This is a genomic window from Cupriavidus sp. FW305-3-2-15-C-LB2, from assembly GCF_058787575.1.
Genome location: NZ_JBYSZW010000042.1, coordinates 45,658 through 72,561 on the forward strand (window position 1 = coordinate 45,658; position 26,904 = coordinate 72,561).

Annotated in this window: 23 protein-coding genes; 15 read left to right on the forward strand and 8 right to left on the reverse strand. The window is 60.9% G+C overall.

Annotation, left to right across the window (positions count from 1 at the left end; translation table 11 throughout):
* Window positions 1-24: 24 nt before the first annotated feature.
* Entirely contained in the window at window positions 25-1,419 is a 1,395-nt protein-coding gene (gene ffh / locus AC3WRR_RS25705) for a signal recognition particle protein (protein ID WP_010814737.1), read from the reverse strand.
* 141 nt (window positions 1,420-1,560) lie between these two features.
* Here ffh and AC3WRR_RS25710 point away from each other — a divergent pair, with 141 nt between their 5' ends.
* The 11 genes from AC3WRR_RS25710 to AC3WRR_RS25760 all read left to right on the forward strand — a co-directional run bounded on the left by AC3WRR_RS25710 (window position 1,561) and on the right by AC3WRR_RS25760 (window position 15,838).
* Window positions 1,561-2,499, forward strand: coding sequence for a cytochrome C assembly family protein (locus tag AC3WRR_RS25710; RefSeq protein WP_010814736.1), 939 nt, complete (start codon window positions 1,561-1,563; stop codon window positions 2,497-2,499).
* A 6-nt stretch (window positions 2,500-2,505) separates the two neighbouring features.
* The gene (locus AC3WRR_RS25715; protein WP_010814735.1) at window positions 2,506-2,808 is read left to right on the forward strand and encodes a PP0621 family protein; all 303 of its coding nucleotides are present in this window, start codon (window positions 2,506-2,508) and stop codon (window positions 2,806-2,808) included.
* Window positions 2,805-4,910, forward strand: coding sequence for a sensor histidine kinase (locus tag AC3WRR_RS25720; RefSeq protein WP_492298489.1), 2,106 nt, complete (start codon window positions 2,805-2,807; stop codon window positions 4,908-4,910). Before AC3WRR_RS25715 ends, AC3WRR_RS25720 begins: the two co-directional genes overlap by 4 nt.
* 25 nt (window positions 4,911-4,935) lie before the next feature.
* Window positions 4,936-6,561, forward strand: a complete 1,626-nt coding sequence (locus tag AC3WRR_RS25725) for a sigma-54-dependent transcriptional regulator (protein WP_193385846.1) — start codon at window positions 4,936-4,938, stop codon at window positions 6,559-6,561.
* Window positions 6,558-7,175: a 1,6-anhydro-N-acetylmuramyl-L-alanine amidase AmpD gene (gene ampD, locus AC3WRR_RS25730; RefSeq protein WP_492298491.1), complete on the forward strand. Its 618-nt coding sequence runs from the start codon at window positions 6,558-6,560 to the stop codon at window positions 7,173-7,175. Before AC3WRR_RS25725 ends, ampD begins: the two co-directional genes overlap by 4 nt.
* Before the next feature lie 495 nt (window positions 7,176-7,670).
* Window positions 7,671-10,604, forward strand: coding sequence for a ribonucleoside-diphosphate reductase subunit alpha (locus AC3WRR_RS25735; RefSeq protein ID WP_492298493.1), 2,934 nt, complete (start codon window positions 7,671-7,673; stop codon window positions 10,602-10,604).
* Between the two features lie 182 nt (window positions 10,605-10,786).
* Complete coding sequence (locus AC3WRR_RS25740) at window positions 10,787-11,041, forward strand: hypothetical protein (RefSeq protein WP_492298495.1); 255 nt, start codon at window positions 10,787-10,789, stop codon at window positions 11,039-11,041.
* Between the two features lie 67 nt (window positions 11,042-11,108).
* The gene (locus AC3WRR_RS25745; RefSeq protein WP_492298497.1) at window positions 11,109-12,287 is read left to right on the forward strand and encodes a ribonucleotide-diphosphate reductase subunit beta; all 1,179 of its coding nucleotides are present in this window, start codon (window positions 11,109-11,111) and stop codon (window positions 12,285-12,287) included.
* A gap of 642 nt (window positions 12,288-12,929) precedes the next feature.
* On the forward strand, window positions 12,930-13,802 hold the full coding sequence (locus AC3WRR_RS25750) for a nucleotidyltransferase (protein WP_492298499.1): 873 nt from the start codon (window positions 12,930-12,932) through the stop codon (window positions 13,800-13,802).
* Window positions 13,799-14,692 carry an S-4TM family putative pore-forming effector gene (locus AC3WRR_RS25755; protein ID WP_492298501.1) on the forward strand — a complete coding sequence of 298 codons (894 nt, stop codon included), beginning with the start codon at window positions 13,799-13,801 and terminating at the stop codon, window positions 14,690-14,692. The genes AC3WRR_RS25750 and AC3WRR_RS25755 overlap by 4 nt, the downstream gene beginning before the upstream one ends.
* A gap of 246 nt (window positions 14,693-14,938) precedes the next feature.
* Window positions 14,939-15,838, forward strand: a complete 900-nt coding sequence (locus AC3WRR_RS25760) for an HNH endonuclease (RefSeq protein WP_492298502.1) — start codon at window positions 14,939-14,941, stop codon at window positions 15,836-15,838.
* 126 nt (window positions 15,839-15,964) lie between these two features.
* Here the strand turns inward: AC3WRR_RS25760 and AC3WRR_RS25765 are convergent, their stop codons facing one another.
* Window positions 15,965-16,180, reverse strand: coding sequence for a SymE family type I addiction module toxin (locus AC3WRR_RS25765; protein WP_116313096.1), 216 nt, complete (start codon window positions 16,178-16,180; stop codon window positions 15,965-15,967).
* 281 nt (window positions 16,181-16,461) lie between these two features.
* On the reverse strand, window positions 16,462-17,037 hold the full coding sequence (locus AC3WRR_RS25770) for a TetR/AcrR family transcriptional regulator (RefSeq protein ID WP_492298504.1): 576 nt from the start codon (window positions 17,035-17,037) through the stop codon (window positions 16,462-16,464).
* A gap of 335 nt (window positions 17,038-17,372) precedes the next feature.
* Between AC3WRR_RS25770 and AC3WRR_RS25775 the strand changes: the two genes are divergently transcribed.
* Window positions 17,373-18,590, forward strand: coding sequence for an oxygenase MpaB family protein (locus AC3WRR_RS25775; protein WP_492298506.1), 1,218 nt, complete (start codon window positions 17,373-17,375; stop codon window positions 18,588-18,590).
* Between the two features lie 246 nt (window positions 18,591-18,836).
* Here AC3WRR_RS25775 and AC3WRR_RS25780 read toward each other — a convergent pair whose 3' ends face one another.
* Genes AC3WRR_RS25780 through AC3WRR_RS25790 form a run of 3 tightly spaced genes read right to left on the reverse strand, consistent with a single transcriptional unit; the run spans window position 18,837 to window position 20,521 of the window.
* On the reverse strand, window positions 18,837-19,220 hold the full coding sequence (locus AC3WRR_RS25780) for a hypothetical protein (protein WP_174549460.1): 384 nt from the start codon (window positions 19,218-19,220) through the stop codon (window positions 18,837-18,839).
* A gap of 48 nt (window positions 19,221-19,268) precedes the next feature.
* Complete coding sequence (locus AC3WRR_RS25785; protein WP_492298509.1) at window positions 19,269-19,964, reverse strand: hypothetical protein; 696 nt, start codon at window positions 19,962-19,964, stop codon at window positions 19,269-19,271.
* A 2-nt stretch (window positions 19,965-19,966) separates the two neighbouring features.
* Window positions 19,967-20,521 carry a PAAR domain-containing protein gene (locus tag AC3WRR_RS25790; protein WP_037025049.1) on the reverse strand — a complete coding sequence of 185 codons (555 nt, stop codon included), beginning with the start codon at window positions 20,519-20,521 and terminating at the stop codon, window positions 19,967-19,969.
* 257 nt (window positions 20,522-20,778) lie between these two features.
* Here AC3WRR_RS25790 and AC3WRR_RS25795 point away from each other — a divergent pair, with 257 nt between their 5' ends.
* The gene (locus tag AC3WRR_RS25795; RefSeq protein ID WP_492298511.1) at window positions 20,779-21,762 is read left to right on the forward strand and encodes a phosphotransferase enzyme family protein; all 984 of its coding nucleotides are present in this window, start codon (window positions 20,779-20,781) and stop codon (window positions 21,760-21,762) included.
* A 195-nt stretch (window positions 21,763-21,957) separates the two neighbouring features.
* Here the strand turns inward: AC3WRR_RS25795 and AC3WRR_RS25800 are convergent, their stop codons facing one another.
* Both AC3WRR_RS25800 and AC3WRR_RS25805 read right to left on the reverse strand, forming a co-directional pair.
* Window positions 21,958-22,167 (reverse strand): helix-turn-helix domain-containing protein, encoded by a 210-nt coding sequence (locus tag AC3WRR_RS25800; RefSeq protein ID WP_439668260.1) that lies wholly within the window; start codon window positions 22,165-22,167, stop codon window positions 21,958-21,960.
* A gap of 80 nt (window positions 22,168-22,247) precedes the next feature.
* Window positions 22,248-23,435 carry an IQM protein middle domain-containing protein gene (locus AC3WRR_RS25805; protein ID WP_492298513.1) on the reverse strand — a complete coding sequence of 396 codons (1,188 nt, stop codon included), beginning with the start codon at window positions 23,433-23,435 and terminating at the stop codon, window positions 22,248-22,250.
* Window positions 23,436-24,748: 1,313 nt separating this feature from the next.
* On the opposite strand from AC3WRR_RS25805, the gene AC3WRR_RS25810 reads away from it, so the two are divergent.
* Window positions 24,749-25,330, forward strand: a complete 582-nt coding sequence (locus AC3WRR_RS25810; RefSeq protein WP_492298515.1) for a PAAR domain-containing protein — start codon at window positions 24,749-24,751, stop codon at window positions 25,328-25,330.
* 4 nt (window positions 25,331-25,334) lie between these two features.
* Window positions 25,335-25,898: a hypothetical protein gene (locus AC3WRR_RS25815; protein ID WP_011616043.1), complete on the forward strand. Its 564-nt coding sequence runs from the start codon at window positions 25,335-25,337 to the stop codon at window positions 25,896-25,898.
* The last annotated feature ends 1,006 nt before the right edge of the window (window positions 25,899-26,904 follow it).

Below are 26,904 nucleotides of genomic sequence, written 5' to 3' on the forward strand. Positions count from 1 at the left end.
AAGTCGGGGTGCGACGGACGGATTCTAGCGGTTGAAGAGGCCCTTCATGCCGCCCTTCATCGCGCCCATCTGGCGCATCATCTTCATCATGCCGCCGCCCTTGAGCTTTTTCATCATGGACTGCATCTGGTCGAACTGGTTGAGCAGGCGGTTCACTTCCTGCACCGGCACGCCGGCGCCCGCGGCAATGCGGCGCTTGCGGCTGGCCTTGATCAGCTCGGGCTTGGCGCGCTCGGTGGGCGTCATGCTGTTGATGATGCCTTCCATGCGGGCCACCTGCTTCTCGGCCTGGTCCATGTTGGCGCCCTGCGCCTGCTGGGCGAACTGCGCCGGCAGCTTGTCGACCAGGCTGCCCAGGCCGCCCATCTTCTTCATCTGGCCGATCTGGGCCTTGAAGTCTTCCAGGTCGAAGTCACCGGTCTTCTTGATCTTCTTGGCCAGCTTCTCGGCCGCTTCCATGTCCACGCCGCGCTGGGCTTCCTCGACCAGCGCGAGGATGTCGCCCATGCCCAGGATGCGCTGGGCCATGCGGTCGGGGTAGAAGGGCTCCAGGCCGTCCAGCTTTTCGCCGACGCCGACGAACTTGATCGGGCGGCCGGTGATATGGCGCACCGACAGCGCCGCGCCGCCGCGCGCATCGCCGTCCAGCTTGGTCAGCACCACGCCGGTCAGCGGCAGGGTGTCGTTGAAGGCCTTGGCGGTGTTGACCGCGTCCTGGCCCAGCATGGCGTCGACCACGAACAGGGTTTCGGCGGGCTTCAGCTCGGCGTGCAGGGCGGCGATTTCCTGCATCATCAGCTCGTCGATACCCAGCCGGCCGGCCGTGTCGACGATCAGCACGTCGTGGTAGTGCTTGCGCGCCCAGTCCACCGCCGCGCGGGCGATGTCCGCCGGCTTCTGGTCCGGCTGCGACGGGAAGAAGTCAGCGCCGACCTGCTCGGAAACCGTCTTGAGCTGGGCGATAGCGGCGGGGCGGTAGACGTCGCACGAGACCGTCAGCACCTTCTTCTTTTTGTTTTCCTTGAGCCACTTGGCCAGCTTGCCCACGGTGGTGGTCTTGCCGGCGCCCTGCAGGCCCGCCATCAGGATGATGGCGGGCGGCTGCACGGCCAGGTTCAGCTCGGCTTCCTTGTTGTTGCCGCTGGCCGCGTCGGCGCCGCCGATCACGGCGGTCAGCTCGCGCTGGACCACGCCGACCAGGGCCTGGCCCGGGGTGAGGCTGCTGACAACCTCCTCGCCCATGGCCTTTTCCTTCACGCGGGCAACGAATTCGCGCACGACCGGCAGCGCCACGTCGGCTTCGAGCATGGCAAGGCGCACTTCGCGCAGCATCTCGGCGGTGTTGGCCTCGGTCAGGCGCGCCTCGCCGCGCATGGTCTTGACCACACGCGCCAGGCGTTGAGTGAGATTGTCCAGCATGGCAGGAATCGGGGGAGAAGTCGGAGCAGGGCTCGGGGCTGAAATCGGAGGCAGTCTTGCACACGGGGCGGGCCTGGAACACCTGTTACACCGGTTCAAGCGGGCCGCCACCGTCCGTGGGCACTAAGGTAAACTGCGTAAATGGTCATTGTACTGTATGCCCTGACGGCACTTCTCTATTGCGGCCTGGCCTTTCACGGCTGGGCCACGCGCCACCCACGCCTTGCCACCGCTGCCGGCCCGGCAGGGGGGGCGACCTCGGCCGTGCTGGTGGCCGGCGGCGGCCCCATCCCCCCGGCGGGCGGCGCGCACGGCGAAGGGCGCCCGGCCTGGTGGCACGTGCTGATGCTGGCGGCGCTGGCCAGCCACGGCATGCTGCTGCATGAAACCATCTTTCCGGCCGAGCGCATGATGTTCGGCTTTGCCTTCGCACTGTCGGCCATGCTGTGGCTGGGCGTGGGCATCTACTGGATCGAAAGCTTCTTCTTCTCGCTGGCGGGCCTGGGCCTGATCGTGATTCCGGTGGCGCTGGTGGCCAGCCTGATGCCGCTGGCCTTCCCCGGCTCGCAGATCCTGGGCTACGCGGCGCGGCCGCTGTTCAAGCTGCATTTCATCATCGCCAACGTGGCCTACGGGCTGTTCACGCTGGCGGCGTTCCACGCCTTCCTGATGCTGCTGGCCGAACGGCGCCTGCATGGCTTCCGGCACGCGCCGGCGCGGCCGCCGGAGCAGCAACCCAGCGAATGGCTTGGCCGCTGGCTGGACCTGCTGCCGCCGCTGCTGACGCTGGAGAAGCTGCTGTTCCGGCTGATTGGCGCCGGCTTTGTGCTGCTGACGCTGACCATCGGCTCGGGCCTGCTGTTCTCTGAAGACCTGTTCGGCCGCGCCTTCCGGCTGGACCACAAGACGGTGTTCGCGCTGATCTCGTGGGCCATGTTCGGCGGCATCCTGGCCGGGCGCATCTTCCGCGGCTGGCGCGGCAAGGTGGCGCTGCGCTGGGTCATCGCCTCGTTCGGCATCCTGCTGCTGGCCTATGTCGGCAGCCGTTTCGTGATTGAAGTCGTCCTGCATCGCCTCTGATTCCCCATGGCACGTATCCTGATCCTGCTGGCCGTGGTGCTGGGCGTCATCTGGTGGCTGCGCGCCCGCGCCGAGGCGCGGCTGGCTGAACACCGCGCACGCCAGGCCCGCGAGGCCAGCGAGCGCACTGCCGCCGCCGGCCCGGCCGACGCCACCGCCGAACCCATGGTCCAGTGCGCCCAGTGCGGCGTGCACCTGCCGCAGGGCGAGGCCATTGCCTGGCGCGGCCTGCACTACTGCCGCCGCAGCCACCTGCCTGACGAAAGCCGGGCCGAGGGCAGCGACAGCAGCAGCGGCCCCCGCCCATGACAGAGCCGGCGTCGTCGGGCTGGCAGCGGCTGAACGCCTGGCGCGGCCTGGCCCAGCTGTGGCGCCAGCCCGAACCGCCTGACTTTCACTGGCGCCTGCTGCGCTATTTCTGCTGGACCCGCGTGGCGGTGGGCCTGCTGCTGGTTGGCTTTGCGCTGATGCGGCGCGGCGAGCCGGCCTCCGTCACCGCCATCACGAATGCGATCCCGCCCGTGCCGTTCGACCTCGGGGGCCTGGGCGGCATCGAGCACGCGGCGGCCATGACCATCGCCGTGCCCTATCTTGGCATCGCCCTGGCGATGCTGGCCGGCACGCTGTGGCGCCGGCACTTCCACCTGCGCGTGCGGGTGCAGGTGCTGGCCGACCTGGCCCTGCTGGCGCTGGTCTTCAGCGTGCTGGGGCGGGGCGGGCAGGCCGAGGGCCTGGCCATGATCTTCCTGCTGCCCGCGCTGGAAGCCGGCGCACTGACCAGCCTGCTGTTCGCGCTGTTTGCCGCGTCGATCTCCGCGCTGGTGGTGATGAGCGGGCCCTTCATGCACACCATCCTGCTGCGCCAGGCCGATGCCGGCCTGCTGGGCTCGGGCCTGTTCGGCCTGGTGTTCATGATCGCGGCGCTGCTGATGTATATGCTGGCCAACCGCCAGATCGCGCAGGAGCGCCTGGCGCTGGCGCGCGAGCAGGAGCTGCGCCTGCAGCAGCTGGTCAACCGGCTGATGGTCAACGACATGCAGGACGGCGTGATGCTGGTGCGCGCCAACGGCGCGGTGGTGGCCGCCAACCCCGCGGCGGTGGTGCTGCTGGGCGTGCAGCCGCATGAGCGCATCTACTCGCGCCGGCTGGGTGGTGCGGCAGGTCAGGGCGGAGAAGCAGTGCTGTTCGACCTGCGCCGCATCCCGCGCCTGCAGCCGCTGATGGAGATGCTGCGCGACTGGCTGCACAGCAAGGACGACGTGCCGCGCATCCTGCAGCTGCTGCCGATGGCGTCCGGCACCGCGCTGGCCGACGGCACCATGCAGCACACCCGGCTGCGGCTGCGCTTTGTGCTGCCGGGGCTGGCAGGATTGCGCTCGACCATGGCGCATGGCCGCACCGTGCCGGCCACGCTGGATACCGCCGCCTGGAGCGAACTGTCGCCCGAAGCCGCCGGCCGCCTGCGCCTGGCCATCGCCCAGAACGAGGCCATGGCCTGGTCGCAGGAGGATGAGGCCCTGTTGCGCAACGAGATGCGCGACACCGTGCTGGTCCATATCGAAAGCTGGGAACGCATCGCCGAGCAGGTGCAGCAGGAAAAACTGGCCGCCATGGGCCGGCTGGTGGCCAGCATCGCGCACCAGATCCGCAACCCGCTGGCGGCAATCAGCCAGGCCAGCGAGCTGCTGGGAGACTCCGGCCGGCGCGACCCTGCCGCGCAAGACCATGGCGGCGCCGATGTCGATATCGACGCCCGCCTGCTGCGCATCATCAACGACAACGTGCGCCGGCTGGACCAGGTGGTGTCAGACGTGCTGCAGATGTCGCGCCGCCCGCGCACCGGCCGCAGCACCGTGCACCTGGCGCAGGCGCTGCCCGAGATCGTCGAGCGCTGGCGCGCCGAAATGCGCTCGCGCCGCCCGCGCGCCGGCGAGACCCGCCCGGCGGGCCGGGCCGACATCAACGCCAATGCCATCCGGCTGACCGTGGACGTGGCCCAGCCGGTGGTGTTCGACGCCTCGCAGCTGCAGCAGGTGCTGGGCAACCTGCTGGACAACGCCTGGCGCTACTGCAGCCGGCTGCCGGGATCGATCCGGCTGCTGGCGCATGCGCTGGACCAGCACCATGCCGAGCTGATCGTCTGGAACGACGGCGCCGAAGTCGCGCGCGAGCACCAGCGCAGCCTGTTCGAACCGTTCTTCACCAGCAACGCCCAGGGCACCGGGCTGGGCCTGTTCATGGCGCGCGAGCTGTGCGGCGCCAATGACGCCCAGGTGCGCTACGGCGCCATCGCCTTGCCGGCGCTGCTCGAGCGCACCGGCATGCTGGCCGCCGCCGCGCGCGATACACTGCCGGCCAAGGCTTTCGTGCTGACGCTGCGCATCGAGAGTGCCGATGCGGCCGCCGCCTGACCTGTCCCAACCCAGCCACCACCCCATGCCACCCCGAATGTCCCGAGCGCCCGATCCCATCCTGGTCATCGACGACGAGGCCGACCTGCGCGAGCTGCTGGACATCTCGATCCGCCGCATGGGCCATGACGTGGTGCTGGCCGGCTCGCTCGCCGAGGCGCGCGAGAAGCTGGCGCAGCGCCGCTACAGCCTGGTGCTGACCGACATGCGCCTGGGCGACGGCCTGGGCATCGAGATCGTGCGCCAGCTGTCGGCCGCGCCGGAACGCATCCCGGTGGCGGTCATCACCGCCTACGGCAGCGCCGACAACGCCGTGGAAGCACTCAAGGCCGGCGCCTTCGACTACATCGCCAAGCCGGTATCGCTGGAGCAGCTGCGCAGCCTGGTGCTGAACGCGCTGGGCCGCCAGCAACGCGACAGCACCGATGCCGAAGCCGCCGCGGCCGAGCAGGCCGCCGACCGCGCCGCCGCCCTGCTGCCCGGCCATTCCGCCGCCATGCTGGAGGTGCGCCGTTCGCTGTCGCGGCTGGCGCGCAGCATGGCGCCGGTGGTGATCAGCGGCGAATCCGGCAGCGGCAAGGAGCGCGCCGCGCGCGCCATCCACGCGACCAGCGGCCGGGCCGCGCATCCGTTTATCGCCGTCAACTGCGGCGCCATCCCCGAGAACCTGATGGAGTCCGAGTTCTTCGGCCATGTCAAAGGCGCCTTCACCGGTGCCGACGGGGAGCGCGGCGGCTTCTTCCAGGCCGCCAACGGCGGCACGCTGCTGCTCGACGAGGTGGCCGACCTGCCGCTGCCGATGCAGGTCAAGCTGCTGCGCGCGCTGCAGGAGCGCCGCGTGCGCAAGATCGGCGCCAGCCGCGAAGACGCCGTCGACGTGCGCGTGATGTGCGCCAGCCACAAGGACCTGGCGGCGATGGTGTCGGCCGGGCAGTTCCGGCAGGACTTGTACTACCGCCTGAACGTGCTGGCGCTGCGCATGCCCACGCTGCGCGAGCGCGGTGAAGACATCCCGGTGCTGGCGCGCGCCATCCTGGACCACCTGGCGGTGCGCTACGGCGACCCGCGCCCCAAGCGGCTGTCGCCGGCGGCGCTGCAACGGCTGGTGGCCTATCCGTTCCCCGGCAACGTGCGCGAGCTGGAGAACCTGCTGGAGCGCGCCTACGCCTTTGCCGAGAGCGAAGAGATCGAGCTGGCCGACCTGGGCCCGCTGGACGCCGGCGCCGAGCGCGCCGGGCTGATGCATGCCCCCGCGCCGGCGATGGCGCCCACCAACTATTCCGCCCCCTGGGGCGCCGCAGGCATGTGGGCGCCGGTGCCGCCGGCCGCCGCGCCCGCGCCGGCCCCGGCAGAGCCGCCGCCCGTGGTGCCGGCCCCGGCCAGCGCGCCCGAACCCGAGCCCGCCGGCGATCCCGCCGAACGCGCCTGCCGCGGCATCGTCTTCCCGATCGACCTGCAAGCCAGGCTGGAAGCCGTGGAGCGCGAGCTGATCCTGCAGGCGCTGGCGCAGACCAACTTCAACCGCACCGCGGCCGCGCCGCTGCTGGGCCTGAACCTGCGCCAGCTGCGCTACCGTATCCAGCAACTGGGCATCCGCGAGGCCATGGACGCCGCCGAACGCAGCACCGTGGAAGGCGAGGGCACGTCATGAGCAAGCCCGAGCACCGCTATCTGCCAGAGGCCGACGGCTGGGTCCCCGCCGCGCGCCGCGTGCCGTCACCAAACTTTGACGAGCGCCCGGCCGGCATGCCGGTGGACCTGGTGGTGCTGCACAACATCAGCCTGCCGCCCGGCCAGTTCGGCAGCGGCGACATCGAGGCCTTCTTCCAGAACCGGCTCGATCCCAACAAGCACCCCTACTTTGCCACCATCCACCAGGTGCAGGTGTCCGCGCACTTCCTGGTCACGCGCGAGGGGGAACTGGTGCAGTTTGTCCCGTGCACGCAGCGGGCCTGGCACGCCGGACAGTCCGACTTCTTCGGCCGCGCCCGCTGCAACGATTTCTCCATCGGCATCGAGATCGAGGGCTGCGACGACCTGCCGTTCACCCTGGCCCAGTACGACACCGTGGCCGCGCTGGTGCCGGCGCTGCTGGCCGCCTACCCGGTGCGCGCGATTGCTGGGCACAGCGACATCGCCCCGGGGCGCAAGACCGATCCCGGCCCGCATTTCGACTGGGCACGCTTTGCCAGGCAGGCCGGCGTGGCGCCCGGCATGTTGCCCTACCAGTGCCCTGGCGCGGCTGGCCAGGTGACGAATTCTTAACGTCATTCCCCATCCCCGTGCGCCCCGTTCCGGCGCACATGCCCTGCCTCGGGGTGGGGCTATCGCAACCTCGCAACAATCAAAAAAATTTTTGTGAAATGTGCAGTTGCGAACGGTCTGGCGAAAACCCTTGCGAGTATTAGGCTTGCGGGCATGTGGCGCTGCCGCATCGGCGCAACCGCCCCCGAAATAGCGCTTGTCAAGACTGGTCATTCGGATTCGTTTCACTATACTTAGCCCAGTTTCACGCATCACACACTATATCTAGTAGTCAAACCGGGGAGCCGGCCCCAAGGGTGAGTCAGGGATCACGAAGTTCGTGCATCGTCTCGAAACCGCCCGCTAAGGCCAGCGAATCACAAGAGTCCCTGGCGAAATGTTCACGTAAAGGCAGTCTATCCGCCCCCGACCTCACGCCGGGAGGGACGTTCTTTTCGCCGCATTTCGCCAGGGACTCTTTTGTCTCTTATTTCCAGGGTAAAAAAAGGAGTTCTCATGCAAACGGCCCAGAACGAAATCACCACGGGTGGCGCCGCCGCCGGTATTGCACCGACCGCGCAGCAGACCCCCGCCAACGCCGCCAATACGAACTACCCGGATCACAAGATCATTCGACGCAACGGCGCCGTGGTGGCTTTCGAGCCGTCCAAGATCGCCGTTGCCATGACCAAGGCCTTCCTCGCCGTGAACGGCGGGCAGGGCGCCGCGTCCGCGCGTGTGCGCGAGATCGTCGAGCAACTGACTGACAACGTCGTGCGCGCACTGGTGCGCAGCCGCCCCAACGGCGGCGCCATCCATATCGAAGACGTGCAGGACCACGTGGAACTGGCGCTGATGCGCTCGGGCGAGCATGAAGTGGCCCGCGCCTACGTGCTGTACCGCGAGAAGCGCAAGGACGAGCGCGCCCAGGCCAACGCCCAGGCCGTGGCCCGCGTGCAGGAAGGCGGCATCTCGGTCAACGTGACCGATGGCGGCGTCACGCACGTGCTGGACATCGCCGCGCTGCATGACCTGATCGACAACGCCTGCAGCGGCCTTGGCAACGCAGTGAGCGCCGAGCCGATCCTGAAGGAAACCCTGAAGAACCTGTACGAAGGCGTGCCGATGACGCAGGTGTACGACTCCGCCATCCTGGCCGCGCGTACCCTGATTGAAAAGGACCCGAACTACAGCCAGGTTACCGCCCGTATCCTGCTGCACACGATCCGCAAGGAAATCCTGGGTGCCGAAGTGACCCAGGGCGAGATGTCCAGCCGCTACGCCGAGTACTTCCCCAAGTTCATCGCCCGCGGCATCAAAGCCGAGCTGCTGGACGAAAAGCTGGCCACCTTCGACCTGGCCCGCCTGGGCGCCGCGCTGGACGCCGGCCGCGACTTCCAGTTCAACTACCTGGGCCTGCAGACCCTGTACGACCGCTACTTCCTGCATATCGATGAAACCCGCATCGAAATGCCGCAGGCCTTCTTCATGCGCGTGGCCATGGGCCTGGCGCTGAACGAGAAGGACCGCGAAGCGCGCGCCATCGAGTTCTACCAGCTGCTGTCGTCGTTCGACTTCATGTCGTCCACGCCGACGCTGTTCAACTCCGGCACCCGCCGCTCGCAGCTGTCGTCGTGCTACCTGACCACGGTGTCGGACGACCTGGAAGGCATCTATGAAGCGCTGAAGGAAAACGCGCTGCTGTCCAAGTTCGCCGGCGGCCTGGGCAATGACTGGACCAACGTGCGCGCACTCGGCTCGCACATCAAGGGCACCAACGGCAAGTCGCAAGGCGTGGTCCCGTTCCTGAAGGTGGTGAACGACACCGCCGTGGCCGTGAACCAGGGCGGCAAGCGCAAGGGCGCCGTCTGCGCCTACCTGGAAACGTGGCACCTGGACATCGAAGAGTTCCTGGAACTGCGCAAGAACACCGGCGACGACCGCCGCCGCACCCACGACATGAACACGGCCAACTGGATCCCGGACCTGTTCATGAAGCGCGTGATGGAAGGCGGCGAATGGACCCTGTTCTCGCCCGCCACCTGCCCGGACCTGCACGACAAGGTCGGCAAGGAATTCGAGAAGGCCTACCTGGGCTATGAAGCCAAGGCCGCCAGCGGCGAACTGAAGCTGTTCAAGAAGCTGCCGGCGCTGCAACTGTGGCGCAAGATGCTGGGCATGCTGTTCGAGACCGGCCACCCGTGGATCACCTTCAAGGATCCGTGCAACATCCGCAGCCCGCAGCAGCACGTGGGCGTGGTGCACAGCTCCAACCTGTGCACGGAAATCACGCTCAACACCAATGAGAGCGAGATCGCCGTCTGCAACCTGGGCTCGGTCAACCTGGTCGCCCACATGGCGAAGCAGGCCGACGGCACCTACGCGCTGGATCACGCCAAGCTGCAGAAGACCGTGCGCACCGCCATGCGCATGCTCGACAACGTGATCGACATCAACTACTACGCCGTGGACAAGGCGCGCAATTCCAACCTGCGCCACCGTCCGGTCGGCATGGGCATCATGGGCTTCCAGGACTGCCTGCACGTGCTGCGCACGCCGTATTCCAGCGATGCCGCCGTCAAGTTTGCCGATACCTCGATGGAAGCGGTGTGCTACTACGCCTACCACGCTTCGACCGAGCTGGCCGAAGAGCGCGGCCGCTACAGCAGCTATGAAGGTTCGCTGTGGGACCGTGGCATCCTGCCGCAAGACTCGCTCAAGCTGCTGGCCGAAGAGCGCGGCGGCTACCTGGATGTCGACATGTCCGCCACCATGGACTGGGACAGCCTGCGCGCCCGCATCAAGCAGCACGGCATGCGCAACTCGAACTGCATCGCGATCGCCCCGACCGCCACGATCTCGAACATCATCGGCGTGTCCGCCTGCATCGAGCCCACGTTCCAGAACCTGTACGTCAAGTCCAACCTGTCGGGCGAGTTCACCGTGGTCAATGACTACCTGGTGCGCGACCTGAAGGAACGCGGCCTGTGGGACGAAGTGATGGTTGCCGACCTGAAGTACTTCGACGGCTCGCTGTCGCGCATCGACCGCATTCCGCAAGACCTGCGCGACATCTACGCCACCGCGTTCGAAGTCGAGCCGACCTGGCTGGTGGAAGCCGCCAGCCGCCGCCAGAAGTGGATCGACCAGGCCCAGTCGCTGAACATCTACATGGCCGGCGCGTCGGGCAAGAAGCTGGACGACACCTACAAGCTGGCATGGGTGCGCGGCCTGAAGACCACGTACTACCTGCGCACGATGGCTGCGACCCACGTGGAGAAGTCCACCGTGTCGCGCGGCTCGCTGAACGCAGTGTCGTCGGGCAGCGACAGCGGCTCCGCCCTGGACGCAGCGGCCGCCTCGGCCCCGGCCATGCCGGAAGCCGAAGGCGCGGTCTGCACGATGCGCCCGGGCGACCCCGGCTTCGAAGAGTGCGAAGCCTGCCAATAAGTAACAAAAAACGCCCCAGAGTGGGGCGTTTTTGGGATGGAGGTTCGCAGTGTTACGAGCACTGCGAACCTAGGCGACTTCGAGGAGCGGTTGCCCCCAGTTGATGTCTGCCTGCGTTGCCGCGCGTTGAAGGTTAGCACAAATGGGCATGTGTAGCTCCTCTCAATCTCTTGAGTTACAAAATGTCTACTCTCTACTTTGTTGACTACGACCTCCGCAAACAGCGCAACTATCAAGCTCTGTACGATGCACTTGCAAAGCTTGGTGCCGTGCGCATTTTGGAATCACAGTGGTGTTTCCACTACGCAAGCCCGGGAGCGAGTGAGTTGCTTAGAAACCATTTGACTCAATACATGGATGCTGACGATGGCATCTGTGTCTCAGAGATCTCTGGTTGGGCAACCAAGGGCGTGTTGAAAACACCAAAGAATCTTTGAACCTAACTAGGCCTCAGTGAGAAGTTGGCACTGAGGCCTAACCACGAGAGCCAAGGGGATCCATGTAATGCTTAGCTGGGACGATGATTCTCAAGCAAATGACAAGACTGCACCGCAGCCCATACTTCAACAGACACCGTACGATAAGCAAGTTTTAACATCGCTGACAGAGATGCCAGCTCCCGGCATCCTGGGCAACAATCCCAACGCCGCCGCCCTGCAAAGCAACCGCCGCGTCAACGCCGCCGACAAGCGCGTGATCAACGGCTCGACCGACGTCAACCAGCTGGTGCCGTTCAAATACAAGTGGGCGTGGGAAAAATACCTGGCCGGCTGCGCCAACCACTGGATGCCGCAGGAAATCAACATGTCCCGCGACATCGCCCTGTGGAAAGACCCCAACGGCCTGACCGAAGACGAGCGCCGCATCATCAAGCGCAACCTCGGCTTCTTCGTCACCGCCGACTCGCTGGCCGCCAACAACATCGTGCTGGGCACCTACCGCCAGATCACCGCGCCGGAATGCCGCCAGTACCTGCTGCGCCAGGCCTTTGAAGAGGCCATCCACACCCACGCCTACCAGTACATCGTGGAGTCCCTCGGCCTGAACGAAGCCGAGATATTCAACGCGTACCATGAAGTGCAGTCGATCCGCGACAAGGACGAGTTCCTGATCCCGTTCATCGATACGCTGACGGATCCGTCGTTCAAGACTGGTACGCCGGAAAACGACCAGAAGCTGCTGAAGTCGCTGATCGTGTTCGCCTGCATCATGGAAGGGCTGTTCTTCTATGTGGGCTTTACGCAGATCCTGGCGATGGGGCGGCAGAACAAGATGACTGGTGCTGCGGAGCAGTATCAGTACATCCTGCGCGATGAGTCGCTGCACTGCAATTTTGGGATTGACCTGATTAACCAGATCAAGCTGGAGAATCCGCATCTTTGGACGGCGGAATTCAAGGCCGAGATCACCGAGCTGTTCAAGAAGGCGGTGGATCTGGAGTATCGCTACGCTGAGGACACCATGCCGCGTGGCGTGCTGGGTCTGAATGCGCCGATGTTCAAGTCGTATCTGCGGTTCATCTGCAATCGTCGGTGCCAGCAGATTGGGCTGGATCAGCTGTTCCCGAACGAGGAGAACCCGTTCCCGTGGATGTCTGAAATGATCGATCTGAAGAAGGAGCGGAACTTCTTCGAGACGCGCGTCATTGAGTATCAGACGGGTGGGGCGTTGAGCTGGGATTGAGTTTTCGATTGATGCAAAATGGGAGCTGATGGCTCCCATTTTTATGATCCGAGATAACAGGTGGCTGCAATTCAGCTGGATGGCTGAGAAAGCAATTGTTCGTGTTTAGCCGCAGGAGGCGAAGCCATATACACGTTCAATATCAATTCTCATGCGAAGTCCAGTGTCCGTATAAGCACTGTTTGGTTAATATTTTTTGGGGTCGACATGCCATTATACCGCAATCTCAGTGGTAACTCGAATGTTGTTTCCTTCGAGATAGCCGAAGACTCAATCCATGTTGTCTTTAAGTCTGGGACGCATCGGAACTATCTCTACAATCATCTTCGGCCGGGGAAAGGAATGGTTGACAGGATGAAAGCCCTAGCTATTCAAGGGGTTGGTTTGAATTCATACATCTCTACCACTGTTAAGGGAAATTACGTGAAGAAGTGGTAGGGTTAACATAGCAAATCTGTCGCGCCGGATGTTCGATAAGCTACGCCTTTATGAGAAAGGGGGCAGATCTATTTCAAGATCAAGTTCGGAAATAGATCTGTCTCCATTCGCCGCGTGTGAGATACACGCCGATGCGCCACGCTTGAACTGTCTGCTTTGTACCCCCATATGCTGAGTGGTGAGAACAACTAAAAGAGGTCGGCCGTGCCGCGAACCATTGAAGAAGGATTTGTTGATTTTCATAACAGAATAAAAACCTCTGCTGTGGAAACAGCGGCGGCAAAATCCCATAGGGCTTCAATTGAGGCTTGTTTAAGGAATAATTTTGGGTTGAATCGGTTTACCAGGATTGGATCATTCGGAAATGGCACCAATGTAAGCGAATATAGCGATGTGGATTATTTGGCCTGCCTGCCGCGCAACGTATTAACAAGAACCTCTACGGCGTCGCTTGTGAAGGTAAGAAATGCCTTAGACATCCGCTTCCCAAGGACTGGCGTAAGAGTCAGTACTCCCGCTGTTGTATGCCCTTTTGGGACATACAAATCAGAAGACACGGAAATTGTTGTTGCCGATTATCTCAGGGAGGAAAAAGGCTTTAAGGTTTATGATATCGCTGACAGCAATGATGGCTGGATGGCAGTAAGCCCGGATGCTCACAATTACTACGTTGCTGAAGTTGATCGAAAGCATGGCGGGAAGGTCAAGCCGCTAATTCGGTTTATAAAGGCGTGGAAGTATTATCAGAATGTCCCAATCAAATCCTTCTATCTTGAAATGAAGGTGGCAAAGTATGCCAATGACGAAAAAGCCATCATCCATTACTTGGATGTGAAATACTTCCTTGATCGCCTCAATAACGAAGGTCTATCCGCCATGCAAGATCCTATGGGAGTTGCTGGCTATATATACCCCTGCAACAGTGAGGCTCAGAAGACCGATGCACTCTCAAAGCTGAATACAGCAGCGACACGAGCTAATAAGGCCGAATCTGCCAGGGCATTGGGAAATATAAAAGATGCCTTTGATTGGTGGAATCTGCTCTACAACAACAAATTTCCAAGCTACTATCTATGAGCATCATCCAAAGGCAAGAGGTTCCCGAGAATATTGAGCTTCTGGCTGCTCAGAGGAATTTGTACTCAAGGGCAAAGAACATCATTGGCCTGCAAATGGTGCTGAGTGGCCCAGTCGCGATCTGCGCTGCCATCACTACGATCATCAAACCAGAATTCAAAGGCCATCTTGCTTTGTGGGGGATTTTGGTTGTGGTCTTCGACCTCTTCGTATTCACTCCTTGGGTGAAGAAGCTACGAGACAATGCTGCTAGAGTGCAAGAGCTTTTTGACACCAAGGTTCTTGGTCTAGATTGGAATGAAATGTTCGTAGGGAAAAGGCCTGATCGCGAATTGATTCATGAAGAGGCCCAGAAATATGGAAAAAGTGAAGAACGGCTCGCGGGCCTCAGGAAATGGTATCCTATAGTCATAGATCAAGTTCCTGAAGCCTTTGGTGTCATTATCAGTCAGAGATCCAATGTGTGGTGGGATTCTCGAATGAGAAGGAAATATACCTTATTCATCCGAATTTTCTTGGTCTTGATAGCATTGGGCTTGATTGGGTACGGCCTCTACTCAAAAAAGGATATGTTTAATTTCCTAGCCTTCATTGTTGCTCCTCTGGCCTCTACTTATATCTTTGGGTATCGCCAAATGACGGAGCATGGCGATGCGGCAGACAGGCTGGATAAATTGAAAGAGCTATCTGAAAAGGTCTGGTCAGATGCCGTGAAAGGTGAAGATGCTGTAAAGATAAAGATCAAATGTCGGGCGTTGCAGGATCAGATTTTTGATCATAGAAAAAGAAACCCTCCTATCTTTGATTTTGTCTTCAAGTGGTTCCGAGATGGAAATGAAGCATTGATGAATGTTGGGGCGGAAGCACTCGTAGCTCAAGTCGAGAAATAACAAAAGGCACCTGCGGGTGCTTTTTTGTTGTAAGCCGTCGACACGAAATGTCTCTATGCAGAGAAAAGGGGGCAGATCTATTTCTAGATCGATCTCTTTCAAGATCAAGATCAGAAATAGATCTGTCCCCTTTTCGCCGATTTTCGCCGTCCCAAAGGTTGCTCGTAAGGTCGTCGGTATTTTGCGGTGCGATGAAAACGGTGTTGGTGTGTTATCCTTGAACTCCAAGAACGCACAACTACTGATATGGGATTCCTGTCAAAGAAGTTTGCGCACTACGAGGCCATTGCTGAATCTATCTGCTTGGCGTTCTTAGGTAGACCGACTGAATTCGAGAGTGGAAACGGATTCCGAGTTTTCCTTTCGGGGAAGCAAACCATCGCGTTCTACTGGCGAGAGAATCATCAGGACAATTGGGCTGAACTTGCAGTAGATCCAGTTCCGCTTTCCCAGGACCTGGGCTTTCCAAGTTCCTCGACGGTCGTTGCGGATTGGATGGAGCACCGCCGAACCATCACCGGGCGGCAATGTGCGATCCACAAGCGCGAACAGCCGGATCGCAAGCGATGGCCGATCGTTGGCTTTGCTAACAACGCTGAACTCGACGACTTTCTGAAGAGTTACCGTCAGCTCCGCGCGACCAAGGCCTTCTCTCCCATGTTGTCGATGGAGAGGGCAGGCTCGAATGACACATTCAAATCCGTGGCTGGTGAACTTCTAGCCAAGTACCGAGAACGAGTTGCCTCTGGCGAGGCCGACACGATGCGCGAGTCAATCGGCCGTCAACGTGTAGGCCAAGATCTGCTGCGCGATGTAGTGCTTGATGCTTGGGGCGGCCGCTGCGCGCTGACCGGAATCGAGCACCCCGCCCTTGTTGTGACGTCGCACATCAAAGCATGGAAAGTATCTACCGACGAAGAGCGGCTTGATCCTTACAACGCGTTGCCATTGGCAGCACACGTCGACGCTGCATTTGACGCACGTCTGATCTCTTTTCATGACGATGGCAGGATTATTCTCTCGGCTGCGCTTTCGGAATCGGACTTGAAAGCGCTGGGCATCGGTATCTATAGCCGACTCAGCCAGCCGCTAAGCAAAGGCCATCTGCCCTATCTCGCTTGGCACAGAAGCTCGATGGCTTCCTGACACCTTAAGCGCGATTCTAAAATACTCATCGCCAAGTGAAGGCGATTCCAGGCTGAGGACAAAAAAGGGGGCAGATCTAATAGATCTATCCCCCTTTCGTAGTCTGCGAATCCCTTCCCACTGTGGCTATTCCGAAGAAATTACGACAACCTTATTCCGTACTTCCACTTTAAGCGCTTGTCCGATCTTGAAGCCTGCCCGTTCCAACCATACCCCACCTAACCGAATCCATGGAACGCATCGCATCCCACTATAGCGGTTACCTTCAGTTGCCTTGACGCGGAAATGCCTGTAACTGGTCGTGAATGTGCGCACGTGCGCAGTGGAAGATATCTTCCGCATAGCGAACTCCTGATTCGAAACTTGGATTCGCCCGTGCAAACTGGGCGGCCGGGCACTTGAACACCGCCCCGCAGATCGGCCCGCATGTTTCCCCTTTCGGGTCTTGTATCGATGCGCGCTGCCCGGCCTTAGCAGAAAGCTAATGGAAGATGCGCCACGGCTGTCGGACGTGGCAACGCTCGGGGGGTGTGTTCAGCACCATAGGCAAGCCTACGCGTCACGCGCATGCCGGAGAATGAGACGAGTCTAAGTTCACAGCACAGGATTGCCGACGCGGTCGGTCAGCCCTCACCCCGCTGCAAAAACCCCCGCAAAAACAACCGAACCGCCCGCCGCACCTTCTCACGCCGCGGCGCATCCAACCCCGCCGCATCCAATCCCTGAACCGCCCGATGGAACGGCTCGGCTGCCACGCTCTGCAGGAACTGCGAGGCCACGAAGGCGATCTCGTCATCGCTCGGATTGCCGGCAGCCCATGTGCGGAATACCGGCTCGAATGAGCGTGCCGCGCCGAGGATGGCGAAGTCGACCACGGTTCGGGCCAGTTGTGGAAACCGTGGTGCTTCGGCAATCGTCACGCGATACAGGCCCAGGACCTCGGGTCGCAGGATCCATTCGAGCAGCTCGCAGGCCATGCGGACCAGGCGTTCCTCCAGCGGCTCGCTGTCGGCTTGCGCCGGCTGTCCGGTTCGCAGGTTCTGCGCCACGTAGCGCAGCACGGCCGCCTCGAAGACTTCTGCCTTGCCGGCAAAGCGGGTGTAGTAGGTCTTCTTGGAAATGCCGGCGGCAGCGGCAATGGCCTCCACGCTGGTGGCGCCAAAGCCATGCTCGATGAAGAGCCGGGTGGCGTGATCCATGATGGTGTCGGCAAGCTGCCCGGCCCGTTCCAGCGAGGGACGTCCGGATGGCCGCACGGATGGTTGTCTGGATGGCGCCGCCGTCATTGCGGTTTCTCTGCCCTTGCGCATTGCAATACTGTTCTCCGCTGTCGGCCTGATTGGGTGAGTGCCACGGCAGATGCGGGCCCGCATCTGCGCATAGGGAAAGCATGGACTTGCGCATCGGCATCGGGCGTCCTATAAAGGAAACGATGTCGTTTCCTTTATCGTTTTCTTTATAGAACGACCCGTCCATTTGGCCAAGAATTATAAGAGGGCTGCGTGCAGCTCTCCCGCTGATCCAGGAGACCCGAATGTCGCATGATGGCAGGCTGTCCCCCGCGTTGCCGGGCCGTGCAATTGACCAGGCCGCGCTTGCGGCGCGTTTCGGCGCCGAAGCCACGGCGCTGGTGATGGAAATGGCCGCCAGCGCCGATCCGCTGGCCGATGCGGCCATCGCCGCGCTGAACAGCGGACAGGCCGGCCATCCGGCGATCTTGCAAGCGGGCCTGCGGGAAGGGCGCGCAAGCCTGTCGAGCCCGCCCGAGGCCATCGACGCCTTGCTCCGGCAGGCCGAGTCGATTCCGCCGTGGGTGGATCCCGAACGCATACGGCGCGGGGCCGAAGCCTATCTGAGCATTGGCGCGCTGTGGACGAGCATCTCGCTTGGCCCGGGATCGCTGGCGCATACCTATAGTTCTCCGGCCATTGCCAGCGTACTGATGGCCACCGGCAACCTGGATGCGCAATCTCCGCGGCGCCTGCTGGAAACGGCAGTCTGGCAGCAGCAGACGCTGCGCCCGGGCGGCCTGGCGGCCGGAGCGCAGGGCTATATCCATACCTTGCAGGTTCGCATTCTGCACGCCCGCGTCCGGGCCGGCTTGCTGGCGCGCGGATGGGACACCGCGCAACGCGGCATGCCCATCAGCCAGCTCGATATGTTGCGCACATGGCTGGATTTCACCTACGTGCCCTTCAACGCGCTGGAGAAGATTGGCATTGAATTTGATGCCGACGAGTTCCGCGACCTCTACCACGTGTGGCAACTGGTGGCCCACTTGCTGGGGATTGAAGACCGCTACTACCGCCGGGTGACCGACCAGGCGTCCGGCGCGGAAATGCTGGCGCTGATCGATGCAGCCGCCGGCGAGCCCGATCAGGCCGCCGCGACGCTGACGGCCAAGATGCTGGATGCGGCCGCCCAACGCCTGGGGCCTGCCCTGGGCATGCCCGCAGATGCGGCGGTGGGTCTGATGCACGCTTTCTGCCGGCTGTTCCACGGCGACGACTTTGCCGACAAGCTGGGCGTGCAACGCAACTGGTGGAGCGGGCTGATGCCGGTCTTCGCCAATTCGAACCGCTACCAGCGCCTGCTTGAGCGGAGCGACCCCGAGGTCCGGCAACGCAAGATCGCCGCCACGCTGGCGGCGTTCGATCAGCAGATCGCGGCGCTCAAGGGGGAGACGACTTATCAGCACAACCTGAGTGCGTACTCGGGGGCGGAGATGCCCAGGACGCTTGCGGGTGCGTGATAGGGGCGGGCGATACTGACTGGCACGGCAGGCCGATGGGAGAAAGGGGACCCTTTCATCCCGTCCCAGGAGATCGCGGACTGCTCCGCCAAGGTGGCTGATATTGCCGGCTCCAGAATCCTGAGCGTTTGCCGCATTGGAGGAACATCTTGCTCTCAGCCGTTCGCTTTCACGACAAGCTTGATCAGCTCGCTCTGCGCAACGCTTCTTTGCAGGACTCGAGCCAGAGCCCTGCTACCAACTTACTCAGAAGGGCCAATGTGGCCCGCGATGTGCTCGACATTTTTGCGACGCGATGACAAGGGTGTTGGAATGCATCCGCGGCGCATCAATTTGTGCGGCGCTATGCCGCTCAGGAAGCTGACGAGTAACCCATCGATCAGTCGCGAGAAACACCGCTACAAATAGGCAGACACCAATGGCGTAGGAGAGAGATGCCCGCAACCGTTCGCCCGGCCGGCGCAGTAAGACAAACAGCAAAAGCAGCAGACCGCAGAGCGCCAATACAGCTGCGCAGAAGACTGTGATGCCAGCAATCGCAGCCAATGGGCCGGTTGTGACCTGTGCGAGCGTAACGGGCGTCCGAGCGGCAATCACCGCGAACGTTATACCCAGCAAGGTCATGGCCATGGCACATAGATCCACTAGGCGAACTACCTTACTTGCTTTGCGTTTCATCTACCTAAGCCCTTCGGCAACAAGACGTTCCGCCAGTGCCGCCCAACGTCGCGGACTGTCCGAAACGACATGAGCATAATAGAAATGTCCTTCGCCTTTTCCTGCAAGCATCTGCCTGCTGAGCAATGGGGCACCAGCCACCAACTCCAGCCACGGAATGCCTGCATGGATCGGATCCCCATACTGCACCAGGTCAATCACGATAACCTTCCGGATGTTCCGATGGCCGCGCAGGTCCGTGAGAAACGCTTCGGCGATTGGCGACCCTACCAGAACCAGATGGTCGATGATATGCCCTTGCCTGGCGTATGACCACGCGGTCTGAGCGGCCAGCAATGACCCATAGCTGTAGCCGATCAGGTTGAACTGAGGTGCCTCCGCAGCCATGCCGCTGGTGATTGTCCATTCGCCATCGTCGCGGTTTCGGATCACCATGCCAGACCGGATGGCATCCAGCAGCATGCCACCCAAGGCGTAGTCTTGCGGCAACGCGTGCGTTGCAGAGTTGGTCAGCCCGGCAAAGCACTGGGAAATGCCGGCTCGACGGAAGGCTGCCAGCTGAGGTTGGACGTATTGGCCATCCAGCCCAGCACCACCCCAATACAATGTACCCCGCGGCCGCAACAGGTACACCTGGACTGGTTCCCTATCCGAAACCGGCGTCAGCCGGACGTTGACAGTCTTGAGCGGTTGCATGGTTATGCACCCTCCCCAAAGACCTCAAGCCTGACCGTCGCCGCACGGTCCGCGAACACAGGTGTGGTGAAGCCGTTGCTGTCGGTGTGGCCTTCATGCGTTCCGGTATCGCCGATCAGGCGATACCGCCAGTTTGCCAAGGGCCGTCCGCTGCCTTCATCAAGCAACTGGATGCGCTGGTCGTAGCTGGCGGGCTCGCCTGAGTGCAACGCTTGCGTGGTCGCAGCAAAGCCGCTGGGCATAGCGACACGCAGCTTCGCAATGTGGTCCGCGGTGATAGTCATCGTGAACGGACGCGAGGCATGAAAGACAGGCGCTGGTCGGCAACCGCATGCACAGATGTCTCCGCTGAGGGCCACTTCCTTGCCTCTATCTCTAGAGGGGATGCGCGGACCGACACAGACAATCACGCCCGGGCGCTTGCATACAGGGCAGTAGACGGCATCGCCCTCGCGGGCAACTGGCTTGCTGTGCCAGAAGTAGGAACTGCTGCCGCCAACGATGACAGCGCCGTTGTCGGCCTTGTCGCCTCTGACCAGATAGGTTCGGGTCACCATGGCGCGCCCTCAGCGTCGGAACGAACGTAAGCCAAGATCGGCGCAGGGCAGAGGTCTTTCGATCTCTCAAGATGAAGGTTATCGTTTCTGATTGAGGCCATTTTCCGTGTTCCATGAGCATGGCAGGTCGCCACCAAGACATGGAACTAGCCGTGCGGTATGGAATCAATCAGGCAAATCCTAAAGTGGCCGTTGAAATTGCGTCCATATATTCACCCGGCTCCATTGAACGATTCATGCGACTGACCGCATAAGCTATGACATCGGACAGCGAAACCGCTTCCTCCAACGACGTCGCGCTCGTGTGCCAGGCCATCGTGGCCGCCTATGGCATAGACGTGATCAATGTGCGTGAAGTCGTACGGGGGGTGAACCGCACCTTCTCCCTCTGCGACTCTGGCGATCGGACGTACTATCTTCGCCAGTACAGAACCCATGGCCGGGGCGAAGACGATGTTGACGCCGAGTTGCGGTTGCTTGAGCGGATCGAGCAGGATGAGGTGCTGGCAGTATCGGTCGCACATCCAACGCTAGAAGGAGCGCGTAGCTTTCGTGTTGCCCTGTCGGATGGCGCGATGCGTCACGCAGCGTTGTTCTATGGAGCCGACGGGCGTTCGTTGGAAATGACGAGGGATGATCTTGGCGTGGCAGCGCAGGCGCTGAAACGCCTTCATGACCAGCCGTCGCTAAAGGATTACGCGCCTCGCAGGCAAATCGCAGATATTCGTGAAGCTGGTCGGACGCTGAACCGTCTAGCAGAAAGATTCAGCTTCGCTGGAAGTGCCGTCGCCGCGGTTCGGGAACGTTGTGAGCGCCTGGTGGCTGCGGGCTGGGCGGCTGCTGAGATGCCGTTCGGCTTTTGCCACGGGGACTATCGTGTGGCGAACATGCGGATCGATGGCCCTCGGATCACGTTGTTCGACTTCGACGATTGCGGATGCGGGCCGCAATGGTTCGATCTGGCCACCATTGGATGGTGGCTGGAGATTGACGGCAGATGCGATGCGGCCTTTTTGTGGCGCGCGTTCGTCAGTGCCTACATGCCGGCATTGCATGGATCTCTGGCCTTCTGCCATGCAATCTCGCTTCTGATCCTACTTAACGAGATTAACTCGATTCGCTTCTTGCTCGATTACTGTGCACTGGATGATGATCGGTGGCGCGACGTGTGCAAGCGCCTGGATGATATGAGCTACCGGGCGGTATCGGGGCAGCTTGCGATTAACCGTTGGCCTGCGTGAACATGCTGCAATGCCTGTCGATGGGGACTCACGTGAATCTGGATGGTGCAATGAAAGTGCGCGCTGCGAAGCACGGCGATCTGGGGTGGTTGCAGGTCCTGGGGAGATTCCTGCTTGCTGACCCCGCTTCATAAATGGAGCCTGGGAGAGGCTCGCCACCGCAACCCAGCGGCGACGCCAATCTTTCCCAGTCGCCTAGCCCATGGGCTGGCGAAAGTAACTCCGCCCAGATAGGCCAGATAGCAGATTCTGCGCCGCGTAGCACTGCATGGCCGCCTTGAAGACTTCTGCGTTGCCGGCAAAGCGGGTGTAGTAGGTCTTCTTGGAAATGCCGGCGGCGGCAATGGCCTCCACGCTGGTGGCGCCAAAGCCATGCTCGATGATGAGCCGGGCGGGGTGACCCATGCACTACACCTCCGGCTGTGACCGCTCGCAAGCGGCTGTCCAGGGGCTTAGGTAGCTCTAAGCCATTTGTAGGCTCAACCTTACAATGGCTTACCGTTGTTCCATCCGCGGCTCGGCTCGGCGACGGGTTCTGATTGAGGCGGCGGGGTCTGAGGCTTCGTGCCCCTCGTCCATCCGCGACTTGGCTCGGCGGCAGGCTCAAATCGAGGCGGCGGCGCGTGGCGGTTCGCTCGCGGCCTGCCAGGCGGCGGGGTCGAAGCGGTCACTTGCCCCGGCGCGCAAAGGGCGGCGACAGAATCGTGCTCGTCCCCTGTAGCCGTATGGACGATCGCTATTGCTTCGTCCATGTTCAGGCCATCATCCGCTAGTACGCGCAGGCATTCGATTAGATTTTCTCTGGTAGGGCGATAGTGCCCACTGGCGTTGGAGATTTCGCGAAGGATGCCTTCTTTGACCACAATCTCGCCAGCGCAGATCACACTATTGCCAGCATTGAGCGACGAGTGATTGAATTGCGAGCTGACGTTGCCGACCAGGCGCCCGTTTTCGGTGCTGTTCTGCACGAACAGGTTTCCGTAGAGATCCATGGCATAGATCGTGATGCCCTTGGGCGTCGAATACCAGGCACCGTTGCGGCTAAGCCGACCATTTGACACGGTAAGCATCGTTCCAAGGCGCTCATGCTTGCGCATATAGTGGACATACATGCTTTGGCTCGAGATGGGAGCCAGCTTCTCGTAGGCAGTGAAGTCCTCTGGCCTGAACTGATCGAACGGTCGACCTTGGACCAACGGAGATGGCTGCCTTGTGTGAACATCATGGGCGAAGCTTCCGCCCACCGGCGAAATCGTCACGTCCAATCCATACGTTATCGCATCGCGAAACTGGTTCCTAGCTTGAATGAACAGCATTCGCTCGACGGAGTAGCCAGGTTGAAGGGGAACGCCTATGCGGGGGGCGGAGAGTTGCTTCTTGCGTTGGAACTGCTCGTAATTCATAAGTAAGAGCACCTGCTTGCGAAGGTCCTGCACAGCAACGCTTCGCAACGCGCTGTTCTTCGATTCTTTCCCCTCCTTAATCTTCATCCACTCGTCACACGCACCCAAGAGGGTGCCAAGATGCTGCATACGCCCATCTGCTGTCGGCGGTGGATTGGTCACCCATGTCTCCAGCAGAAAGTCGATTTGCAGTAGCTTCTTCCTGCCTCGAAAGCCAGAAAGCGCAGTCTTACTCTTAAATGCCTCCAGACTGATCAGGGTGGGTTTCATGTGGTGCCTCCTGTAGACTGGAATGATGAGCAGTGCTAGCGCCGGCTTTCGCGCAGCGCTATTGGCTCAGCAAAGGTAGTCCATCATGAGTCCGCGCCAGGCCCTGTGCAATACCTGGAAACTGGTAGTAGTGAATGCACCCATTACCAGTGAGAGGACCGCAAGGCCGGGGAACAGGAGTCCGATGGCAACAAAAAAAGGTTCTTCGAAGAATTCCGGGGAACGCTGCGCGGATTTTGAGGAAGAAGGCCAACTTGTGCGGCGCTATGCCGCTCAGGAAGCGGACGCGTAACCCGTCGGTCCGTCGCGAGAAACACCGCTACAGACAGGCAGACACCAATGGCGTAGGAGAGAGACGCCCGCAGCCGTTTGCCCGGCCGGCGCAGAAAGACAAAAAGCAAAAGCAACAGACCGATGAGCGCCAATACAGCTGCGCAGAAAACGGTGGTGCCAGCTATCGCAGCTAATGGGCCGGTTGTGGCTCGTGCGAGTGTAACGGGCGTCCGAGCGGCAATCACCGCGAACGTCATACCCAGCAAGGTCATGGCCGCGGCACATAGAATCCACTAGGCGAACCACCTTGCTTGCGTTGCGGTTCATCTACCTAAGCCCGTCTATCCCCTTCGTCAAATCGCGCTAGATGGGGGAGGGCACGCAGGAAAAAATGGTTGATGCTGTGCTATCCCACGGTACCCCGTCCGGCGCGACGGTTGGATGGAGCCCAAGCTCCGTCATGGTGCTACCGCAATTCGTGCGTCACGCCGCAGCCACTGAGAACATGACTCGAATCGCTCTGGTGTCCAAGGCATAGCAGGCAACGGAGGCCACCACGGCTATGCCGCCTACCATCAGCAATGAGCGACGCTGGTCGGGGATGGTCCAGAGCAAGTATCCCAACGCCCCAAGCCATACCAGCACAAGGATCAGGTCAGCCAGAAGTACCGCAGCTGACACAACGCCCGCATAGCCAACGAACATATCGTCCCGTGTTGGCGCAGCAACTATGTGAAAGAGGCTTAGCCCGATAAGCGAAGCAGGCAGCAATACGGAAGGCAGCAGGAATAACCAACGCAGAGCCATCACCTCACACCCCTCCGCTACGATTCGAGCGGCCAACGCCTGCAGCCATAGATCCCCAAGGGTGAGCCACCGTGCTTGGCCTGCATTTCATCCAGATAAATCCATCGGCAAAATGATACTGCGCCATTGTCTCCCAGCGCCTGGGGAAAAATCCTGAAAACCAGGGCGATATTTCGCTAACATCTGATTTGAATAAGTCAAACCGCATTTTTAGGGAAAGACTTATAGATCGAATGACTACCTTCGTTTTGAATCCTCGATTCAAGCTATTTGCTGGAGGACATCCTGTGATGAGAAAGGGCATCATTCGGCAGGGCGACACGACCACGCACGGCGGCGAGGTGTTAGAAGGTATACCGAATTTTAGGATCCACGGCGTACCTGTCGCCGCGGTAGGGCATATGGTTTCGTGTCCACAGTGCAAAGGTGCGTTCCCGATCATTGAAGGTGATACGTCTTTTACCGCCTATGGCAAGTCGATCGCACTGCATGGCATGCATACCGCCTGCGGGGCGCAGTTGATTTCGTCAACCAGTGGCTTTGCAAACGTTGAGCACCCGCGCGGGGGAACGGGCTTTGCAAGCGCGGAAGGCGGGATGGCGCATATCGCAGGTGCATGGGGCAAGAACGACGCGTATGACGACCTGTACGTGCTCCAGGACAGTTCGACCGGAACGCCATTGCCGAATACCGAATATGCGGTCGTGCGTGAAGGCGCCAGTCCTGAGTTTGGCAAGACCGATGGCCAGGGAAGAACCCATCTGCTGACTTCCACTATGCACGCAGCGGAAGTGACCATTTACGTAGAGGGGTGATTGAATGTCGAGCGCGCTTGTTTCCCCATCTGGCAAGACTTTGATTCCTGTCGCCAGGCGCACGACAACGCCAACGCCAGCGAATGCACCTAAACCGGTTCCCGTGGAGCGGGAATATTTGGAAGTGCTCATCTTCGATAAGCTGCCTCGTCCGGCCTCGGCATTCGGTCATGCTGCAATTGGGATTGATGGGACCGTCTATAGCCGCGCACATGAAAAGTACTTCAAGGGCTCGCTTACGGAATACCTGAGAAGCAATACGCAAGGGGTGAAGCGCGATGTTGTTGGTCTGTACCTATGGGTGTCGCCACGCGAAAGGAGGATCGTTCAGGACGAATTAGAGAGACGAGTGGTCGAAGACGAGAAGTACAGCGTGTTCAGTAATTCGTGTAGCTCCAACGTCGCGGACGTTCTCGAGTTGGTCGGTATCATGGCGCACGATCCACGCTACTTCCCGACGCCGGTATCCCCGGCCGATCTGTTGGCGGTGCTATCGAAATCTAACCGGCTTGTTGAACGCCGATTCTATGGAAAGGGTTACGAAGGTGGCGCCTCCGGCAATTGGTAGGAAATCAGTCGTTGCTCTAGGTGTGTCGGGGTTGGCGTTCGCGCTGCTTTACGCATGGTGGAGCGGCTGTAGTATCGACCTGCTAGGGCGAACCACCGTCGCACCCGTACCCCTGCACGAAGAGCCGCTAGACGTGTTCAAACGGCAAGGGCCTTTCAGCGGTACCGTTCCATCAGGCACCTTCTGCAGGTTGATTCAAGTTGAAACAAAGGGCTTGGTTTCGTTTCGGGTCAGGTGCGGGAGCCTTGAGGGATGGACGGACGAAGCCCAATCTTTCGACCCGCCGCTAGGCGTTGGTCTGTTCGGTTGAAAGAAGGCCCGGTCACACTGATCTGGGCCTCAAAAGTTGGACATGCAACTCTTAGGGTGTCCCATGTACAGATACAGCGCGGCCAAGATCGCAGCCCGTGTGTTTATCCCAGTGTCGCTGTTGGCTGCTGGACTCCTGGCTGCGTTCCTATACCCCTTTCATCTGTCGGACGAGAACACAACAATCGATGTCATACACATGCAGTATGCCTGCGGAGAGTGCCACGTACAGTATCGAGTGCTAAAGGCTGGCGGCGCGAATGGCCAGACACACGCCCGAACGTTCGGCAACGAGAGCGGTGCCCCCATGCGGTTTATCGGATGGGATGTCGTCGTACTGTACAAGGGGTCTGACCAACCGCTCCTCAAGTATCGGAATTCCAGCGCTGTGTCTGCCGAGGATTGCGCAAGTCCAGTGCTTCGCCTGAGGGGGCAATTCAAACGTAAGCTGATCTACACGTTTCTATATTCCGGAGACCGGTACGACGGCACATATTTTGATGCGCAGACCGCTTCCATTGCGCCGCAGGACCCCCATGGCTGTAAGGCGCCTGGCGGGGCATCGATTCGATAGCCGTCCTTGCTCGCGAGGTTACGTGGGAAATCCATAATTGTCTGCGTCGTTCAATAAGTGGAGAATCGCCATTGCCCCCGCCACGCCGCCCACCTAAGCGCCGACCACCGTGACGTCCACCGC

What these genes read in the sequence shown, in the direction of transcription:
- AC3WRR_RS25775 (WP_492298506.1), top strand. Translation starts at nt 17,373, where the DNA reads ATGTCGCATGATGGCAGGCTGTCCCCCGCGTTGCCGGGCCGTGCAATT.
- ffh (WP_010814737.1), bottom strand. Translation starts at nt 1,419, where the DNA reads ATGCTGGACAATCTCACTCAACGCCTGGCGCGTGTGGTCAAGACCATG.
- AC3WRR_RS25785 (WP_492298509.1), bottom strand. Translation starts at nt 19,964, where the DNA reads ATGCAACCGCTCAAGACTGTCAACGTCCGGCTGACGCCGGTTTCGGAT.
- AC3WRR_RS25725 (WP_193385846.1), top strand. Translation starts at nt 4,936, where the DNA reads ATGCCACCCCGAATGTCCCGAGCGCCCGATCCCATCCTGGTCATCGAC.
- AC3WRR_RS25710 (WP_010814736.1), top strand. Translation starts at nt 1,561, where the DNA reads ATGGTCATTGTACTGTATGCCCTGACGGCACTTCTCTATTGCGGCCTG.
- AC3WRR_RS25815 (WP_011616043.1), top strand. Translation starts at nt 25,335, where the DNA reads ATGTCGAGCGCGCTTGTTTCCCCATCTGGCAAGACTTTGATTCCTGTC.
- AC3WRR_RS25780 (WP_174549460.1), bottom strand. Translation starts at nt 19,220, where the DNA reads ATGGCCATGACCTTGCTGGGTATAACGTTCGCGGTGATTGCCGCTCGG.
- AC3WRR_RS25765 (WP_116313096.1), bottom strand. Translation starts at nt 16,180, where the DNA reads ATGCGGAAGATATCTTCCACTGCGCACGTGCGCACATTCACGACCAGT.
- AC3WRR_RS25800 (WP_439668260.1), bottom strand. Translation starts at nt 22,167, where the DNA reads ATGGGTCACCCCGCCCGGCTCATCATCGAGCATGGCTTTGGCGCCACC.
- AC3WRR_RS25795 (WP_492298511.1), top strand. Translation starts at nt 20,779, where the DNA reads ATGACATCGGACAGCGAAACCGCTTCCTCCAACGACGTCGCGCTCGTG.
- AC3WRR_RS25740 (WP_492298495.1), top strand. Translation starts at nt 10,787, where the DNA reads ATGTCTACTCTCTACTTTGTTGACTACGACCTCCGCAAACAGCGCAAC.
- AC3WRR_RS25810 (WP_492298515.1), top strand. Translation starts at nt 24,749, where the DNA reads ATGACTACCTTCGTTTTGAATCCTCGATTCAAGCTATTTGCTGGAGGA.
- AC3WRR_RS25715 (WP_010814735.1), top strand. Translation starts at nt 2,506, where the DNA reads ATGGCACGTATCCTGATCCTGCTGGCCGTGGTGCTGGGCGTCATCTGG.
- AC3WRR_RS25760 (WP_492298502.1), top strand. Translation starts at nt 14,939, where the DNA reads ATGGGATTCCTGTCAAAGAAGTTTGCGCACTACGAGGCCATTGCTGAA.
- AC3WRR_RS25790 (WP_037025049.1), bottom strand. Translation starts at nt 20,521, where the DNA reads ATGGTGACCCGAACCTATCTGGTCAGAGGCGACAAGGCCGACAACGGC.
- AC3WRR_RS25745 (WP_492298497.1), top strand. Translation starts at nt 11,109, where the DNA reads ATGCTTAGCTGGGACGATGATTCTCAAGCAAATGACAAGACTGCACCG.
- ampD (WP_492298491.1), top strand. Translation starts at nt 6,558, where the DNA reads ATGAGCAAGCCCGAGCACCGCTATCTGCCAGAGGCCGACGGCTGGGTC.
- AC3WRR_RS25735 (WP_492298493.1), top strand. Translation starts at nt 7,671, where the DNA reads ATGCAAACGGCCCAGAACGAAATCACCACGGGTGGCGCCGCCGCCGGT.
- AC3WRR_RS25720 (WP_492298489.1), top strand. Translation starts at nt 2,805, where the DNA reads ATGACAGAGCCGGCGTCGTCGGGCTGGCAGCGGCTGAACGCCTGGCGC.
- AC3WRR_RS25805 (WP_492298513.1), bottom strand. Translation starts at nt 23,435, where the DNA reads ATGAAACCCACCCTGATCAGTCTGGAGGCATTTAAGAGTAAGACTGCG.
- AC3WRR_RS25770 (WP_492298504.1), bottom strand. Translation starts at nt 17,037, where the DNA reads ATGGATCACGCCACCCGGCTCTTCATCGAGCATGGCTTTGGCGCCACC.
- AC3WRR_RS25755 (WP_492298501.1), top strand. Translation starts at nt 13,799, where the DNA reads ATGAGCATCATCCAAAGGCAAGAGGTTCCCGAGAATATTGAGCTTCTG.